We start from the raw sequence: 14,859 nt of genomic DNA on the forward strand, positions 1-14,859 counted from the left end.
GGATCGCAACCCTGAGAATGTCCTTGCCTCTGGCTGTACTCATCGCCAGCGTCGTATCCGGATGTGCACCTTCCGCTGCACCGCCCGAGTCCCCTCGGGACACGGGCCCCCGAATGACCGAGGACGGGACTCAGCGACCCGAAGAGGTACAAACGCCGCCAGGGGAACAGGCCGATAAAGCCCCCGCCCCACGGCCGCAACAGGCCCCTCAGCAGGCCGGAAAGCCCGCGAGCCCCTCGCCCCCGGACACGGTGATGCGCCAGATGAACGACGCTGCCCGCCGGGTTCCCGGCGTCGAAGGCTCGACCGTGGTGCTGGTCGGGCGGACGGCCCTGGTTGGCGTCGATCTCGACCACAAAATCACCGGCTCCAAAATCGACTCTATTAAACAGTCCGTCAAAGAAGCCGTGGAACGAACGGACGGCGGCTACCGGGTGGCGGTCACCGCCGACGTGGACTTGGTGGCCCGGCTCCGGGACATCGCGAGCGGCGTCCAACAAGGAAGGCCGGTGTCGACCTTCACGGACGAAATCGCCGACATTCTCAGCCGCCTGCTGCCCGAAACTTAGCCCTGGCGCTGCCCCTGGCAAAGGGGCAGCAAAACGGTGAACGTCGTCCCCTTCCCGAGCCGGCTCTCCACCGTAATATCCCCATCGTGCTGAAGGACGATATTCCGAGCGATGGCAAGCCCCAGGCCCGTGCCTCCTCGATTCCGGGTACGGGCCTTGTCCACTTTGTAAAACCGCTCCCAAATGTAAGGAATGTCCTCAGGGGGGATGCCGGCCCCCTGGTCTTCCACCGCAATCCTCGCCGTGTCCTGGCTCACACTAAAACGAATCGTTACAGAACCCGGAGGCTGGGTGTGCCGAAAAGCGTTGTCGATGAGGTTCGTCAGGACTTGTTCCAATCGATCCACATCGGCATCGACAATCACCGGGTCATCCACCTGCATTTCCAAGTGAAAGGTCAGTTTCCTTTCCTGGGCCAGAGCCGAGAACTTCCGCCAAATCTTTTGGATCAAGGGCCGCACATCCACAGGTTGTCGTTTCATCACGAACCGCCCGGACTCCAGTTGGGCCAGATCCAGCAGGTCGTTCACCAGCCGGCGCATGCGCAGCGTTTCTTCCAAGATGATCTCCGCCAGTTCCCGGCGTTGCTCCGGGTCGTCGATAAAATCGTCCACCAGCGCCTCGCTGTAGCCTTGAAGCATCGACAAAGGGGTGCGCAGTTCATGGGAGACATTGGCGACGAAATCCCGGCGCATCCGCTCAATGTTCAGTTGCTCGGTGATATCCCGCAACACCGCCACTACCCCCCGCAATGCTTGGGATCCCGGCTCATACAAAGGGGCCATGGTGATGGCCATCGTTCGGCCTTGTCCCACCACCTCCCGCTGCTGCGCTTCTTTCGTCTCGATCACCTTTTGTTCAACCTCGAACAGTTGACTGGGCAGACGGTTCTCCGAAGGCTGGCCTTCTTCTGCCATCGATAACGCCCGCAACCAGCGCCGGGCCGGGGGATTGGCCAGCAGCACCTTCCCCGTAAGATCGGCAGACACCACCCCATCGGCCAAACTCGCCAGGATGTTGGCCAACTGTTCCTTCTCCTTGGACAACGCTTTGATATTTTCTTCCAGATCGTGCGCCAATTTGTTGAGGGTAATGCCCAAACGCCCGACCTCATCTCCGGTGACAACCCGGACTTTCCCGTGAAAATCCCCCCGGGCCATCCGCTCGGCCACCTCATTCATCTGGACCAGGGGGCGGGAGAGATTTTTCGAAAGGACAAAGGCAAAACCCGTGGTCATGATGATGGCCAGACCCCCGGCATAAAAAATCGAATGCTGAATCTGGGTCATCGCCTCCTGGCTGGGGGCGAGAGGCTGGGTGAGAAGCATCAATCGAACCGCATCTCCCTGACGGGCCAAGGGAACGACGATCCACAGATTGTTTGAGTGGCCGCGAAACTGCGGAACGTCCTGCATAAACGATCGGCTCGGGGGAATCACATCGTCTCCGGCCAACAATTTCGACCGCTCATCGACCGTCAAGCGACTCCACACCGCCTCGGCCGTGGGATCCTGACCCGGCGTCCCGAGCACGTACAAGCTGGCCCCCGCCTGTCGGGCCAGGTTCTCGGCGACCACCGAGGCTTCGGGACTGCCCGTGCGAAGGGTTGCGGCAATATAATCGGCGCGATTCTGAAAAGCCTGAGCTTGCACTTGATACAAGTAGGTGTCAATCATCTGTTCCAAGTACATGGACAAGAGCCCCAGCACCACCACCACCAAACCGGCAATGGTGAGCCAGAGCTTTGAAACAATACTGTTTCGGATCACTCTGCCACCTCGAACTTATAGCCCACACCCCAGACGGTGACGATCATCGCGGCCGCCGGCTGAGACGCCTTCCCCAGCTTTTCCCGGAGCCGTTTGATATGTGTATCCACCGTGCGTTGGTCCCCGTAGAACTGATAATTCCAGACATCCCGCAGCAGTTCTTCCCGGGTGAACACCTTCTCCGGCCGCTGGGCCAAGTAACACAGAAGCTCGTATTCTTTCGGCGTCAGGCTGACATCCTGCCCGTCTGCCGTCACTTTCCGGGATTCGAGATTGATGGTCAGGTGCGGGAACGTAAACACCTGGGTTAACTCGTGCTCGGCAGGTCCCTGGTGCACCCGCTTGATGAGCGCCTTCACCCGCATGACCAATTCCCTCGGACTGAAGGGTTTGACCACATAATCGTCCGCACCGAGTTCAAAGCCGTGGATGCGATTCATCTCGTCCCCGGCGGCGGTCAACATGATCACCGGGGTGTCCTTTTGTTTGCGAAGTTGGGCGCAGACCTCCCGTCCATCCAACTCCGGCAGCATCAGGTCGAGGACAATCACCGCGTAATCGTTGGCCAATGCCATCTCCAGGGCGGTGCGGCCGTCCTCCGCCTCCTCCACTTCGAATCCGTTTCGCTCCAGATACATCCTCACGAGACGACGAATCCGCTCCTCATCATCCACCACAAGAATCTTGACCGGGTTCATTCACACATCTCCTTCCGACGCCGGCTCCGGCTACCCGCAGGCGTTCGCATCATCGCGCCCCCGCTTGGACAGTGACTGTGCCGCTCGGGTGTACACTCTCATGGTAACCAACGGACAGCCGAGTGACAAGCGATGCGTTGCACCGCCGCCGCAGGGATCGAGGATCACCGGGGTTTCTGCCCGGCAGCGACCAATTGTCGCAAAATCCTCTCTTCCTCCTCGGTCAGCGGACGAATCTCCCCGGGCGCAAGCCCATCTATGGTAAGATTCCCATATTGGATCCGGGTCAACTCCAAAACCGGGTGCCCCACCGCTTTGCACATGCGCCTCACCTGGCGATTTCGCCCTTCATGAAGGGTGATGTCAAACTCCGACCTCTCCCTCCCCCTACCCCACAGCCGCACCCGAGCCGGCGCCGTCCTCACCCCATCGAGGACAATGCCTGTCTCCAGCCTCCGTATCCCTGGATTGTCCAGATATCCTCTCACCGCCACCCGGTACGTTTTCTCCACCCCGAATCGCGGATGCATCAGGCGATGGGCCAATTCCCCGTCATTCGTCAATAACAAAAGCCCGGAACTGTTGATATCCAGACGCCCGACGGGAAACACCCGTTTGGGAAGATCGCGGACATAATCGGCCACCGCCGGCCGGCCCTGGGGGTCGTGCAAGGTGGTGACCACCCCGATCGGTTTGTAGAACAAAAAACAGACCGTACGGTCGGGGATGGCCACGGAACGCCCATCTACTTCAATGCGGTCCACTTCCGGATCCACCTTGAACCCCTGTTCCACCACGACCCGACCGTTCACCCGCACCCGACCCTGGGCAATCCATTGTTCCGCCTTTCGTCGGGAGGTTAACCCCGCCCCGGCAATCACCTTTTGTAGCCGTTCCTTCACCCATATTCCCCCTGGCCAAGGGCCCGCGATGATTTCGCCATCGATTCTACCTCATGAACAGGACCTCCACCAGTCCAGCGGCCGTTTCCCGACATCCCCGTCATCCCGGCGGTCCGAAAACCACCCAGACGGCCACCGCCGATGCGGCGGCACTGACCAGATCGGACAACAGCCCCACCTTCAGGGCATAGCGAACCTTCCGGATCCCCACGCTGCCAAAATACACGGTGATGACGTACAAAGTGGTATCTGTGCTCCCTTGAATGGTTGAAGCCAAACGGCCTGGCCACGAATCCCCGCCATGGGTTCGCAGCACATCAATCATATAGGTGAGGGACCCCGTCCCGGAGATCGGCCGCAAAAATAACATCGGAAGCACTTCGGCGGGGAAAATCCCCGATATCCATTGGGCCACAAGACCCGTGATCCACTCCAGGGCCCCGGAATCGCGAAACACCCGGATGGCCACCATCATGCCAACCAGATGCGGGATGATGCGAACCGCTGTCTCGAATCCATCTTTTGCGCCCGCCACAAAAGTTTCATACACCGGTACCCGGCGCAGAGCCGCCCACAGGACCGTCCCCACGAAAAAAGTCGGCAACATCCACGCCGAGAGAGCGAAAAACCCGTTCATTTTTTCGCTCCCCTCCTACCCCGGGCTTCCCGGCGGCGGTAATGGCGATCGAGAAAGATCGCCGCCGCCGTCCCCACAGCGGTGGCGAGAATCGTAGGGGCGACAATATCCGTGGGACTGGTGGCGCCGTACTGCATGCGCAGTGCGATCACCGTCGTGGGCAATAGGGTCAGGCTGGCGGTGTTGAGGGCAAGCAAGGTGCACATGGCGTCACTGGCCTGCTCCTTGTCGGGATTGAGTTCCTGGAGTTCCCGCATGGCCTTGAGCCCCAAAGGCGTCGCCGCATTGCCCAAACCGAGAATATTCGCACTCATGTTCGCCAAGATGGACCCCATGGCCGGGTGATCGGCGGGAACCGAGGGAAACAACCATCGGGCCAAAGGCCGCAGCAGCCGGGCCAGGGCGGCAATTAACCCGGCCTCTTCTGCGACCCGCATCACCCCCAGCCACAGGACGAGGATACTGATGAGGCCCAGGGCGACGGCCACGCCCTCCTCAGCTCCTTTGAGCATACCCTGAGTCACGAGGTCGATTTTCCCTTGGAGTGCCGCCGCCACAAACCCCGAGATCAACAGTCCCAGCCACAGCGCGCTGACCATCCCCATCCCTCTCTCCCAAAGCCCGGACGATCGGATCTTTGTCTATTTGGCCCGACCGGGGCAGTTTGATGCGGAGGCTCGTGCCGCTACATCCACAGACGGCGAAGGTCCCACCAGGGGCGCGGGTCCACGGGTTGCATCGCTACGATTGAATATCGATGAACCTCTTCTCCCACCTGAATCCGCAACAGGCCCACGGGTTCGCCCCGTGAAACGGGCGCCCGGAGTCTCGGTTTTAGTTCCCAGTCCATGTGAAACTTTTCGTCAGCCCGGATGGGAAACCGATCCGGGCCCTGTACCCGCACCGGAACGGTTGGCACCACACCACCGCGAACCGGCACCGAGGCAGGCCCCGCCTGAACGGGCACCCACTCGTAGGTCTGAAAGACATGATCGAACAACCGAGCCGTATCCGCCCAATCGTCCGGATCCTTCAAGACCACCACCACCACCTGATGTCCATCCCGGGTCGCCGAGGACGCCAAGCAGCGCCCGGCCCGCTTCGTGTAGCCCGTTTTCACGCCGTCTGCTCCCGGGTAACGCCACAACATCTTGTTCTTATTGCGCATCACCCGGTCCCAAGCTTCCCCCGGCCAGGGCATTCGATGGTATTTGGTGCGAACTACCGCCGCAAACTCGGGATTCTGCAACGCTTTCGCCGTCATCCTGGCCAAATCCACCGCAGAAGCCCCGTGTCCCGGAGCGTCCAACCCGTGAGGATTCGCAAAATGAACGTGACGCAGCCCCATTTCCCGGGCCTTGGCATTCATCAGGGCCGCAAACCGAGCTTCAGATCCAGCCAGGTGTTCGGCCACGGCAGTGGCGGCATCGTTTCCCGAGCGAAGCATCATGGCATACACGAGATCCCGCAACGTGTACGTCTCCCCGGCCCGAAGATACACCGATGACCCTTCTTTCCGGGCGGCATTGGCGCTGATGGTCACCCGCTCGTCCAGGCGTCCCGACTCCACGGCGAGCCACCCGGTGACAATTTTGGTCAAGCTGGCAATGGGCATCATCTGGTCCCCATTTTTCTCGTAGAGAACCCGCCCACTTCCAACGTCCACCACCGCCGCCCCTTGGGCGGAGATCCCATAGAGATCCGGGGAGTTCGCCGCGGCAGCCCCCACACCCGGAAACAAAATCATCGTTACTGCGACAAACCCTGCCAACACCCGCCCCGCCATACTGACCTCCCGCGTCGTATATGTATGCTCGTCTTCCCGATCTTACGCCGCCCGTCCCCGCGAAAATCCGAGGCCGGGCAGGCGCCCGGTTGCTCACATCACCGTGTTGGTAGAACCGCCCGTCCCGGAAGCGGTGGTGGTTTGCCCATTTTTCCCCATCATCGCTTGAATCCGGTCGAGGACCGAGGGAGCCATTTCCAAAAGACGGTCGTACAGTTGTGTGGGGCTTTGGGTGGATAAGATTTTCACCGTACCGTGGCTCACGACCAAAAAACCGATTGGGGTAATGGAAACCCCCCCGCCCGCGCCGCCTCCGAAAGGCAGGCTATTTCCTCCCCCCGAGTCTTGAGCGGCATCCTGCCCTTTCGGACTCACCGCGTCAAACTCGCTCCCTCCGGCGGCGAATCCGAAACCCACTCGGGAGATGGGAAGGATCACCGTACCGTCCGGCGCTTCCACCGGATCCCCGATAATTGTGTTGACGTCCACCATGTCCCGAAGATTCTCCATAGCGGTCTGCATCAAGTCTTGGATTGGGTGATCCGCCACAACAAGCCCTCCTTCCAAAAGGCAATGGCCATCGCAACCCCTGCGCGGATAGCCTGCCCCGCCCGGAACTGGGCTATTCCCTCGAACTCTACTTCGATCAGCCGGCGCTGGAAGTCGGGATCCACGCGGGCCTCGGGCGAAACATGACCCACCCGGCGGGCGAGAAGTGCCGCCATCCCATAAAAAAAGGACCAGAGAACGCCGACCACCACGCCGGTGGATGCCGCTTCCCCGGTACCTATCCGCACCTTTGCCCGACAAGTTTTAATATGCACTCTCTTTAAAAAATTCGTCAGGGCGTGTCGCGCCCCCTCCTGGGTCCGCCAAAGCCTGGCGATCCGCTTTCCAGTCTTAACATATCTCCGCCAGGCCCATACCCTTTGTTCAGGACCCGCCTCAGGCTCTGAGGCTCCGGGCCCTTCGTCCAGGTTTCGCGCTCGTTCCACGGCCCGTTCCACCACGGTTTGGAGAGCTTCTTCACCACCCAGCACCCAACGTTTCGTGATGATCCCCCACAATCCTCGAAAATCGATGGTCACTCGATCGGCTCCCTGATGGTGCACGTAGTGGAGCTGTAGGACAACCGGCGAAATGGCGGCCAGCCCAACGACAACGCCTATAATGAAGAATGCCCCGAGGATCCAAATCCACGCCGACATGAAAAGTGTTCCTCCATCACCCGAAATTCACAGGATAATATCCCCTTCAGGTTCCGGTTTCATCCGGACCATCGGGTGATTCTTCGTCCTCGGCAAACAGTGGGAAGCCTTCTTCTTGTGTCGTCGCCAACTCTGGAAACGGCAGATCTCCCAATTCTTGCAAACCGAAATACTCCAGGAAGTACGGGGTGGTGCCGTAGAGGATTGGGCGTCCCGGGGCATCGGCCCTTCCCGTCTCCCGGATCAATCCACGAGCCAACAGCGTTGCCAGCGCCCGCTCGGACTTGACCCCCCGAATCTCTTCAATGTCGATTCGGGTCACCGGCTGACGATACGCGATGATGGCGAGTGTCTCCAGAGCGGCCTGGGAGAGGGGGGGCAGGCGCGGACTCTCATTCAACTGTTCGAGGAACGGGGCGTGCTCGGGCCGGGTCGTCAACTGGTAGAGATCGTTCAGTCTCCGAAGCTGAATGCCCCGTCCCGCTTCATCCAGGCGCTTTCGCAACTCCTCGCACCGATCCCGGACCTGCTGGGCCGAGAGTCCGGTGTACTGGGACAATTGCCGCTCATTCAGCCCTTCCTCACCGGCGGCGAACAACAGCCCTTCAATCACTGACGTCCAATCGAATTCCGTCCTTTTCCACCCCCTCGTCGATCCAGGCGACCCAGATGTCGCCAAACACCACTTCCTGAACACATCGCACCCGGCGCTCTTTCATGAGTTCGAGAAGAGCCAACAAGGTCACCACCACCCGGGCGCGGTTCCGCTTCTCACCAACAAGATCGGCAAAAGTGAGGGCCCTCGCCCGACGAAGTCTGGCAGCAACCACCCGCACCCAATCTTCAATCCGCAGTTCCTCCCGGTCCACCGTGACCGGTCGATTTTCGGCAAAAGCCCTCCACAGCACCCGTTGCCAGGCCTCGACCAGTGCGTTCGACGACGAGACGGGGCCGGCTGGCCGCAGGATTTCCGGGGATTTCACCGATCGGGGCCGGGTCCAGACCGGTTGCCGTCTTTGTTCCAGTTCAGACAAATGACCGGCAAGGGATTTGAAGACCCGATAGATCGCCAGGCGCTGGGAAAGGGCCAGCCGGGGGTCGGCTTCCTCCGCCTCCGCTTCCCCGGTCTTCGGAGAACGGGGCAGCAGCATGCGGCTTTTGATTTCCAGGAGCCGGGCGGCCATCACCACGAATTCGCTGGCCACCTCCAGAGATAACTCCTGCATTTGCCGAAGATAGTCTAAATACTGTTCCGTAATCTCCGCGACCGGAATATCCCAGATATTGAATTTTCTCGTCTCCACCAGATGCAGTAAAAGGTCCAGGGGGCCCTCAAAAGACCCCACCCGCACGTCATAGGCCACCCTTCCCCCTCCCGCTCCCCCGCACCTAAAACGTGTAACCCGTCCAGGCCGCGAACAAACGAAGTCCACCAAATACCCACGGAACAATCACGTATTGGCTCAGAGGTGTGATGACCACCAACAGAAGGACGAAAGGCCCGATTGTCGCAAAGGTATGCCAGGCCCTCCCGAGCCGCCTGGCCACCGCCAACTCCAACAGCCGACCGCCGTCAAGAGGCGGTACGGGGATCAGATTAAAGAGGGCCAAAACCACGTTGATCAATACCGAATATCCGAAAACCCCGGCCCAAAATGTCCCCCATAATCCCGGCAGGGACGCGGCCGCCCCGCCGGTCACGTTCCACACAAGGGCCAGTGCGACGGCGATGACCAGGTTTGCCGCCGGACCGGCGGCGTACACCGCAGCCAAAGCCCATTTGCGATCCCGAAAAACCAGGGGGTTGATGGGGACGGGTTTGGCCCAGCCAAAAGGTCCGAACAGAATCAACAACAACCCGATGGGATCAATGTGAGACACCGGATTTAACGTCAAACGGCCGGCCCGGCGGGGCGTGGAGTCCCCGAACCGATCGGCGACATAACCGTGGGCGAGCTCGTGAAACACGATCCCGATCAGAAAAGCGATCAGCCGAAAGATGAGATCCTCACTGTTCCACAACACGGTGCCCGTCCTCCTCGACGGCCCGGGATAATCGGCGCATCAGATCGGCCATCTCCACCGCAGACACCGCCGCATCCCAACCTTTGTTGCCTCCCTTGGTTCCCGCCCGTTCCACCGCCTGTTCAATGGTGTCAGTGGTGAGAACGCCGAAAATCACCGGCACCCCGGTTTTCAAGGCGGCCGCGGCCACCCCTTTCGCCGCCTCCCCGGCCACGTAGTCAAAATGCGGGGTGGCGCCCCGGATCACCGCCCCCAAAGCCACCACCGCATTGTAACGCCCGGATTCCGCCATCTTCTGGGCAACAACGGGGATTTCAAAGGCCCCCGGCACCCAGGCCACATCCACGTCTTCCTCTCGCACGCCGTGCCGCCGCAGAGCTCCGAGCGCCCCTTCCAGCAGTGGCCGGGTGATCAGTTCATTGAACCGCGAAACCACCAATCCGAACCGAGCGCCCTCGCCGGACAATCCACCTTCAAAAATTCGTGCCACCCCTACGCCTCCCCGCCCGTGATCACCGGCCCGGATCCGGGATACGGGACCAGCCCGGCCCGGCACCGGAAAGATCACACGTTTAAATAATGGCCGAGCTTAATCTTCTTGGTTCGCAAATAATCGATGTTTTCTTCTGTGGGCGGGACCTGGATCGGCACCACCTCCACCACTTCCAGGCCATGGCCCTCAAGCCCCCGGATCTTTCGCGGGTTATTGGTCAACAACCGCAACTTGGTCACCCCCAGATCGCGCAAGATCTGGGCGCCGATCCCGTAATCCCGGAGATCCGGGGGGAATCCGAGCTTTTCATTGGCCTCTACGGTGTCGTAGCCCTGATCCTGAAGCGCATACGCCCGGATCTTGTTCACCAGGCCGATGCCCCGCCCCTCCTGACGCATGTACAATAGCACACCCCGGCCTTCGGCTTCAATCCGTTTCATCGCCGCGGCCAATTGTGAGCCACAGTCGCAACGATGGGACCCGAACACGTCGCCCGTCAAACATTCGGAATGGACGCGTACCAGAGTGGGCTCTTCGGGGTGGATTTCCCCTTTCACCAGGGCGACGTGCGCTTTGTCGTCCAACGTGCTCGTGTAGACCGCGGCGCGAAACACCCCGTAGTCCGTGGGCAGATCCGCCTCGGCCCGACGCTGAATCAACCGCTCCCGGGCCTTTCGGTAACGGATCAGATCGGCGATGGTGATCATCAGCAAGCCGTGCCGCTGGGCCACTTTTTCCAAATCCGGCACCCGGGCCATCGTCCCGTCCTCGTTCAGCACCTCACAAATCACCCCCGCGGGGTACGCCCCCGCCAATCGGGCCAGATCCACCGCCGCCTCGGTGTGCCCCGCCCGGCGCAAGACGCCTCCAGGCTTGGCGATCAACGGAAAAATATGCCCCGGCCGGCGAAAGTCCCCCGGGGCACTTTGCGGATCGATGAGGGCCTTGACGGTCACCGCCCGTTCCACCGCCGAGATCCCGGTGGTGGTGCCGTTGCGGGCGTCCACGGATACCGTAAAAGCCGTTTCGTGGTTGTCGGTGTTGTTCCACACCATGGGGTCGAGATCCAGTTCCCGGGCCCGTTCTTCGGTCAGAGGGACACAGACCAACCCCCGGCCGTGAGTAATCATAAAATTGATCACTTCCGGGGTAGCGCGCTCGGCCAGGGCCACAAAATCCCCTTCGTTTTCTCGGTTCTCATCATCCACGACAATGACGACATGACCTTTTTTCAGTTCTTCGATGGCCTGCTCGATGGATGCAAACATAGCCGTCTCCTCCGTTTCTTCCTCGCTGCGCGCCACGCGCTGTCTTGTCCCGACCGATCAGTTCGGTTGGTGGCCTCCCCGCAACAATCGCTCCACATACCGCGCCACCACGTCCACTTCCAGATTCACCCGGCTGCCGCTCCTCAGTTCGCCGAGAGTGGTCTCTTTTTGCGTGTGGGGGATCAAGGCCACGCGAAAACCTTTCTCGGTCACACCCATCACCGTCAAACTCACTCCGTCTACCGCCACCGACCCCTTCTCGGCGATATATTTTTGAAGGGGGGCCGGAACGCGCACGTCGACCACCGCCGAGTCACCTTCAAATCCCACTTCCTCCACGATGCCGACCCCATCCACGTGCCCGGACACCAAGTGGCCGCCCAGCCGCGTCTGCAGTGTCAAAGCCCGCTCCAGATTGAGCCTCGCCCCGGGAGAAGCCGCCCCCAAGGTGGTGCGGCGAAGCGTTTCCGCCACCACGTCCACACGGAAAGCCTCCGCAACCAGATCCACGACCGTGAGACAAACGCCGGAAACGGCGATACTGTCCCCGATCTTCGCATCCTCCAGAACCCGGTGCGCTTGCACCGTGAGTTCCACCCCTTGGTCCGTGGGACGAACTTCGCGAAGGATCCCGATTTCCTCTACAATTCCGGTAAACATGCCTCGTCACCTGCCCTTTTCCGCCCTCCGGACCAAGGCGGTCACTTTCAAATCCTCCCCCACCGTCTCCACCCCAGTGATCTCCAATTGGGCGCTCTGGGCCAGCCGTTCGACGCCCTCCCCGGCAAGGGCGGGGATTCCACTCCCCATCAACAGCTTCGGCGCCAAGAAAAACACCACTTCGTCCACCAATCCGCTGCGGAAGACGCTGCCTTGTAGCCGCCCGCCGGCCTCCACCAGCGCGGTGTTCACCCCGGCCTCACCCAGGCGCCCGAACACCTGTCGTAGATCCAACCCCCCTTGGGAATCCGGATCGATCAGCCAGACATCCACCCCTCTCGCGGCAAGTTCAGCGACGCGCTCGGCCGGCGCCAACCCCCGGCCGGCGCACACCACCGTCGGCGCCGAAACAGTGCTCAGGATCTGCGCATCCGCGGGGATCCGGAGCCGACTGTCCAGCACCACCCGAAGGGGTTGCCGGGGAAGTCCTCCACCGGGAGGGCGGGCGGTCAATCGGGGATCATCCGCAATCACCGTGCCAACCCCCGTCACCACGGCGTCCACCCGGGACCGAAGCTCGTGCACCTTCTCCCGGGCCTTCTCCCCGGTAATCCACCGACTCTCACCAGTCCGGGTCGCAATCTGGGCATCCAACGTCATGGCGATCTTGGCGATCACCCAAGGCCGGCCCCGGGTCATCCGTTGAATAAACCCCCGATTCAGGGCCCTGGCATCCTTCTCCAAAAGGCCGACTTCCACCTTCACTCCGGCTTGCCGGAGACGCCGGATACCCCCTCCCGCCACCAACGGATTGGGGTCCACCATCGCCACCACCACCCGGGCCACCCCATGCTCAATCAGCGCCCGGCTACAGGGGGGCGTACGCCCGTGGTGATCACAGGGTTCTAGGGTCACGTAAACCGTGGCCCCCCGGGCCTTCTCCCCGGCCATGCGCAAGGCGTGCACCTCTGCGTGAGGACCGCCAGCCTTGAGATGGGCCCCTTGGCCCACGAGTTCCCCGTCCTTCACGATCACCGCGCCAACCATGGGGTTGGGGCTGGTCTGTCCCCGGGCAGAGGCGGCTAACTGCAGAGCCCACCGCATCCAGTCTTCATCTGTCAACCCCATCCCCCCAAATGAAAAAACCCCGGAATTCCTCCAGGGCGAAGAGAGAACGGTGAAAGAAGCCCGACCGTTTTCACGGTCTGACCCACCCGTTCATGCTGTTCCTTCTCCCATCCGGACTATACCGTCGGTACCGGACTTTCACCGGTTCCTGCGGTCTCAACCGCTCGTGGACTTCGCCTTGTCGACGTCACCACCGGTCGGGAATTGGGATACCCCTCACCCTGCCCTGAAGGAATTCGATGTCCAATTGTGGTTTCAGTATACGCCCTTCGCCTATTTCTGTAAAGGATAAGGAGCTGCACCGGCCGGGGAGGCCAATGACCGCCAGGCGTCTGCCGACGGAGCTTGGGACTTTCGGCCGTTGCACCGAGGTTGGCCTGTATATTAGAATGAGTGGCGTATGTGTGCCCGGGACAGATCGTGCTTCAGAACAGGGGAGATACGAGGCATGCGCATCGCCGTTCGATGGATGACGATCCTAGCATTGGTCATATGGGTATGGAGCGGTTCCCGAGGCTCCGTGCCGGCCAGGGCAGATCAGGCCGACGGTCCTCCAGATCTCGCGGTGCGTTCCGCTGTTTTGATGGACATGAAAACCGGCCAGGTTCTTTATGCCAAGAACCCCGACGAACCCCATTATCCAGCAAGCATCACCAAAATCCTCACCGCCATCGTCGCCCTGGAACGGGGGCAGCTGAACGACCGAATCACCACCAGCCGCCTGGCCACCCTACAGGATGGCAACCGGATTTATTTAGTTGAAGGAGAAGAGCACAGCCTCGAAGAACTGCTGTACGGCATGATGCTCAACTCTGGCAATGATGCCGCCGTGGCCATTGCCGAACACTACGGTGGCTCCGTGGCGGGCTTCGCCGCGATGATGAACGCCACAGCTAAAGAAATCGGCGCTCTCCACACCCATTTTACCAATCCCAACGGTCTCCATGACCCGAATCACGTCACCACGGCCTATGATATGTGCCTCATCGGGCGGTATGCGATGCAGAACCCGATCTTCCGCCAAATCGTGGCCACCAAGACCTATCCGTGGCACGGCAAGGAATGGGAATCGGAACTGGTCAATATTAATCGGATGCTGTGGACCTATCCCGGGGCAACAGGAATCAAAACGGGGTATACCGACCAGGCCCAACAAACCATGGTGGTGAGTGCCACCCGGGGCAACGAGTCCTTGATCGCCACCCTGATGGACATACCCGGACAGGAAGCTATGCGTGAAGAGGCCTCCAAACTGCTCGATTGGGGTTTTCAACACTTTGCCACCCAGCGGTTGGCGTCCGCCGGAGAAGCCGCTGAAACCGTGCAGTTGCCGGGTCATCAGACCGCGAACGCTCTCCTATCGCGCAGCGTATGGTACACTTTCGCTCAAGGGACAGCCCCCCAGGTCACCCGCAACATTGAGCTCGATAAGCCGAAGCTCCCCTTGCAAAAGGGTGCCGTCGTAGGACAGGCTGTTTTCTCGGTAGACGGACGGACCATCGCCACCGTGCCTTTGGTGAGTGACCGCGCCGTCAATCCGCCCCCCTGGTCCTGGCGGTGGCTGTTAGGGGCCGTTCCCGGGGTACTCTTGATGATCCCCCTGTGGAGAATCCGGAGCCGCCAACGAAAACCTTTGACCCGTCCGTACCACCACCTGTGAAGGTTGCCTCCATCGGGACCGCCGCCCTCCCTCCGGACCGCGAGGACCGAGGGGAA

General features: G+C 60.9%; 17 protein-coding genes and 1 riboswitch. Of the genes, 2 read left to right on the forward strand and 15 right to left on the reverse strand.

The window, feature by feature from the left end:
• Positions 1–113: 113 nt before the first annotated feature.
• Positions 114–569 (forward strand): YhcN/YlaJ family sporulation lipoprotein, encoded by a 456-nt coding sequence (locus BTUS_RS16875; RefSeq protein WP_052300596.1) that lies wholly within the window; start codon positions 114–116, stop codon positions 567–569.
• Here BTUS_RS16875 and BTUS_RS09055 read toward each other — a convergent pair.
• The 15 genes from BTUS_RS09055 to ribD form a co-directional block, all read right to left on the reverse strand.
• Positions 566–2,338 (reverse strand): ATP-binding protein, encoded by a 1,773-nt coding sequence (locus BTUS_RS09055; RefSeq protein WP_013075798.1) that lies wholly within the window; start codon positions 2,336–2,338, stop codon positions 566–568. The two genes, BTUS_RS16875 and BTUS_RS09055, sit on opposite strands and share 4 nt — an antisense overlap.
• On the reverse strand, positions 2,335–3,036 hold the full coding sequence (locus BTUS_RS09060; RefSeq protein ID WP_013075799.1) for a response regulator transcription factor: 702 nt from the start codon (positions 3,034–3,036) through the stop codon (positions 2,335–2,337). Before BTUS_RS09060 ends, BTUS_RS09055 begins: the two co-directional genes overlap by 4 nt.
• 164 nt (positions 3,037–3,200) lie before the next feature.
• On the reverse strand, positions 3,201–3,938 hold the full coding sequence (locus tag BTUS_RS09065; RefSeq protein WP_013075800.1) for a pseudouridine synthase: 738 nt from the start codon (positions 3,936–3,938) through the stop codon (positions 3,201–3,203).
• Between the two features lie 100 nt (positions 3,939–4,038).
• A complete protein-coding gene (locus tag BTUS_RS09070) occupies positions 4,039–4,575 on the reverse strand; it encodes a spore maturation protein (RefSeq protein ID WP_013075801.1) in 537 nt (178 codons plus the stop codon).
• The gene (locus BTUS_RS09075) at positions 4,572–5,174 is read right to left on the reverse strand and encodes a nucleoside recognition domain-containing protein (RefSeq protein WP_041304017.1); all 603 of its coding nucleotides are present in this window, start codon (positions 5,172–5,174) and stop codon (positions 4,572–4,574) included. Before BTUS_RS09075 ends, BTUS_RS09070 begins: the two co-directional genes overlap by 4 nt.
• Positions 5,175–5,260: 86 nt before the next feature.
• Entirely contained in the window at positions 5,261–6,361 is a 1,101-nt protein-coding gene (locus tag BTUS_RS09080) for a D-alanyl-D-alanine carboxypeptidase family protein (RefSeq protein WP_013075803.1), read from the reverse strand.
• A 93-nt stretch (positions 6,362–6,454) separates the two neighbouring features.
• On the reverse strand, positions 6,455–6,910 hold the full coding sequence (gene ytfJ / locus BTUS_RS09085; protein WP_013075804.1) for a GerW family sporulation protein: 456 nt from the start codon (positions 6,908–6,910) through the stop codon (positions 6,455–6,457).
• Positions 6,883–7,569 carry a DUF2953 domain-containing protein gene (locus BTUS_RS09090; RefSeq protein WP_013075805.1) on the reverse strand — a complete coding sequence of 229 codons (687 nt, stop codon included), beginning with the start codon at positions 7,567–7,569 and terminating at the stop codon, positions 6,883–6,885. The genes ytfJ and BTUS_RS09090 overlap by 28 nt, the downstream gene beginning before the upstream one ends.
• Before the next feature lie 46 nt (positions 7,570–7,615).
• Positions 7,616–8,182, reverse strand: coding sequence for an SMC-Scp complex subunit ScpB (scpB, locus tag BTUS_RS09095; RefSeq protein WP_013075806.1), 567 nt, complete (start codon positions 8,180–8,182; stop codon positions 7,616–7,618).
• The gene (locus tag BTUS_RS09100) at positions 8,175–8,933 is read right to left on the reverse strand and encodes a segregation and condensation protein A (protein ID WP_013075807.1); all 759 of its coding nucleotides are present in this window, start codon (positions 8,931–8,933) and stop codon (positions 8,175–8,177) included. The genes scpB and BTUS_RS09100 overlap by 8 nt, the downstream gene beginning before the upstream one ends.
• Before the next feature lie 25 nt (positions 8,934–8,958).
• Positions 8,959–9,594, reverse strand: coding sequence for a site-2 protease family protein (locus BTUS_RS09105; RefSeq protein WP_013075808.1), 636 nt, complete (start codon positions 9,592–9,594; stop codon positions 8,959–8,961).
• Positions 9,578–10,084, reverse strand: coding sequence for a 6,7-dimethyl-8-ribityllumazine synthase (gene ribH / locus BTUS_RS09110; protein WP_013075809.1), 507 nt, complete (start codon positions 10,082–10,084; stop codon positions 9,578–9,580). Before ribH ends, BTUS_RS09105 begins: the two co-directional genes overlap by 17 nt.
• A 74-nt stretch (positions 10,085–10,158) precedes the next feature.
• Positions 10,159–11,391 carry a bifunctional 3,4-dihydroxy-2-butanone-4-phosphate synthase/GTP cyclohydrolase II gene (locus BTUS_RS09115; protein WP_280990919.1) on the reverse strand — a complete coding sequence of 411 codons (1,233 nt, stop codon included), beginning with the start codon at positions 11,389–11,391 and terminating at the stop codon, positions 10,159–10,161.
• Positions 11,392–11,412: 21 nt separating this feature from the next.
• Positions 11,413–12,015 carry a riboflavin synthase gene (locus BTUS_RS09120; protein WP_013075811.1) on the reverse strand — a complete coding sequence of 201 codons (603 nt, stop codon included), beginning with the start codon at positions 12,013–12,015 and terminating at the stop codon, positions 11,413–11,415.
• Positions 12,016–12,021: 6 nt separating this feature from the next.
• Complete coding sequence (gene ribD, locus BTUS_RS09125) at positions 12,022–13,143, reverse strand: bifunctional diaminohydroxyphosphoribosylaminopyrimidine deaminase/5-amino-6-(5-phosphoribosylamino)uracil reductase RibD (protein WP_041304020.1); 1,122 nt, start codon at positions 13,141–13,143, stop codon at positions 12,022–12,024.
• A gap of 95 nt (positions 13,144–13,238) precedes the next feature.
• A riboswitch (FMN riboswitch) is annotated at positions 13,239–13,381 on the reverse strand.
• A gap of 210 nt (positions 13,382–13,591) precedes the next feature.
• Between ribD and BTUS_RS09130 the strand changes: the two genes are divergently transcribed.
• Entirely contained in the window at positions 13,592–14,803 is a 1,212-nt protein-coding gene (locus BTUS_RS09130; protein ID WP_013075813.1) for a D-alanyl-D-alanine carboxypeptidase family protein, read from the forward strand.
• Positions 14,804–14,859: the final 56 nt, after the last annotated feature.

Source organism: Kyrpidia tusciae DSM 2912, assembly GCF_000092905.1.
Classification (GTDB): Bacteria; Bacillota; Bacilli; order Kyrpidiales; family Kyrpidiaceae; genus Kyrpidia; species Kyrpidia tusciae.

Excerpts from the sequence above, each read along its gene's own strand:
- BTUS_RS09120 (WP_013075811.1), bottom strand. The coding sequence starts at position 12,015 with ATGTTTACCGGAATTGTAGAGGAAATCGGGATCCTTCGCGAAGTTCGT.
- BTUS_RS09070 (WP_013075801.1), bottom strand. The coding sequence starts at position 4,575 with ATGAACGGGTTTTTCGCTCTCTCGGCGTGGATGTTGCCGACTTTTTTC.
- BTUS_RS09060 (WP_013075799.1), bottom strand. The coding sequence starts at position 3,036 with ATGAACCCGGTCAAGATTCTTGTGGTGGATGATGAGGAGCGGATTCGT.
- ribD (WP_041304020.1), bottom strand. The coding sequence starts at position 13,143 with ATGGGGTTGACAGATGAAGACTGGATGCGGTGGGCTCTGCAGTTAGCC.
- BTUS_RS09130 (WP_013075813.1), top strand. The coding sequence starts at position 13,592 with ATGCGCATCGCCGTTCGATGGATGACGATCCTAGCATTGGTCATATGG.
- BTUS_RS09075 (WP_041304017.1), bottom strand. The coding sequence starts at position 5,174 with ATGGTCAGCGCGCTGTGGCTGGGACTGTTGATCTCGGGGTTTGTGGCG.
- BTUS_RS09090 (WP_013075805.1), bottom strand. The coding sequence starts at position 7,569 with ATGTCGGCGTGGATTTGGATCCTCGGGGCATTCTTCATTATAGGCGTT.
- BTUS_RS09080 (WP_013075803.1), bottom strand. The coding sequence starts at position 6,361 with ATGGCGGGGCGGGTGTTGGCAGGGTTTGTCGCAGTAACGATGATTTTG.
- BTUS_RS16875 (WP_052300596.1), top strand. The coding sequence starts at position 114 with ATGACCGAGGACGGGACTCAGCGACCCGAAGAGGTACAAACGCCGCCA.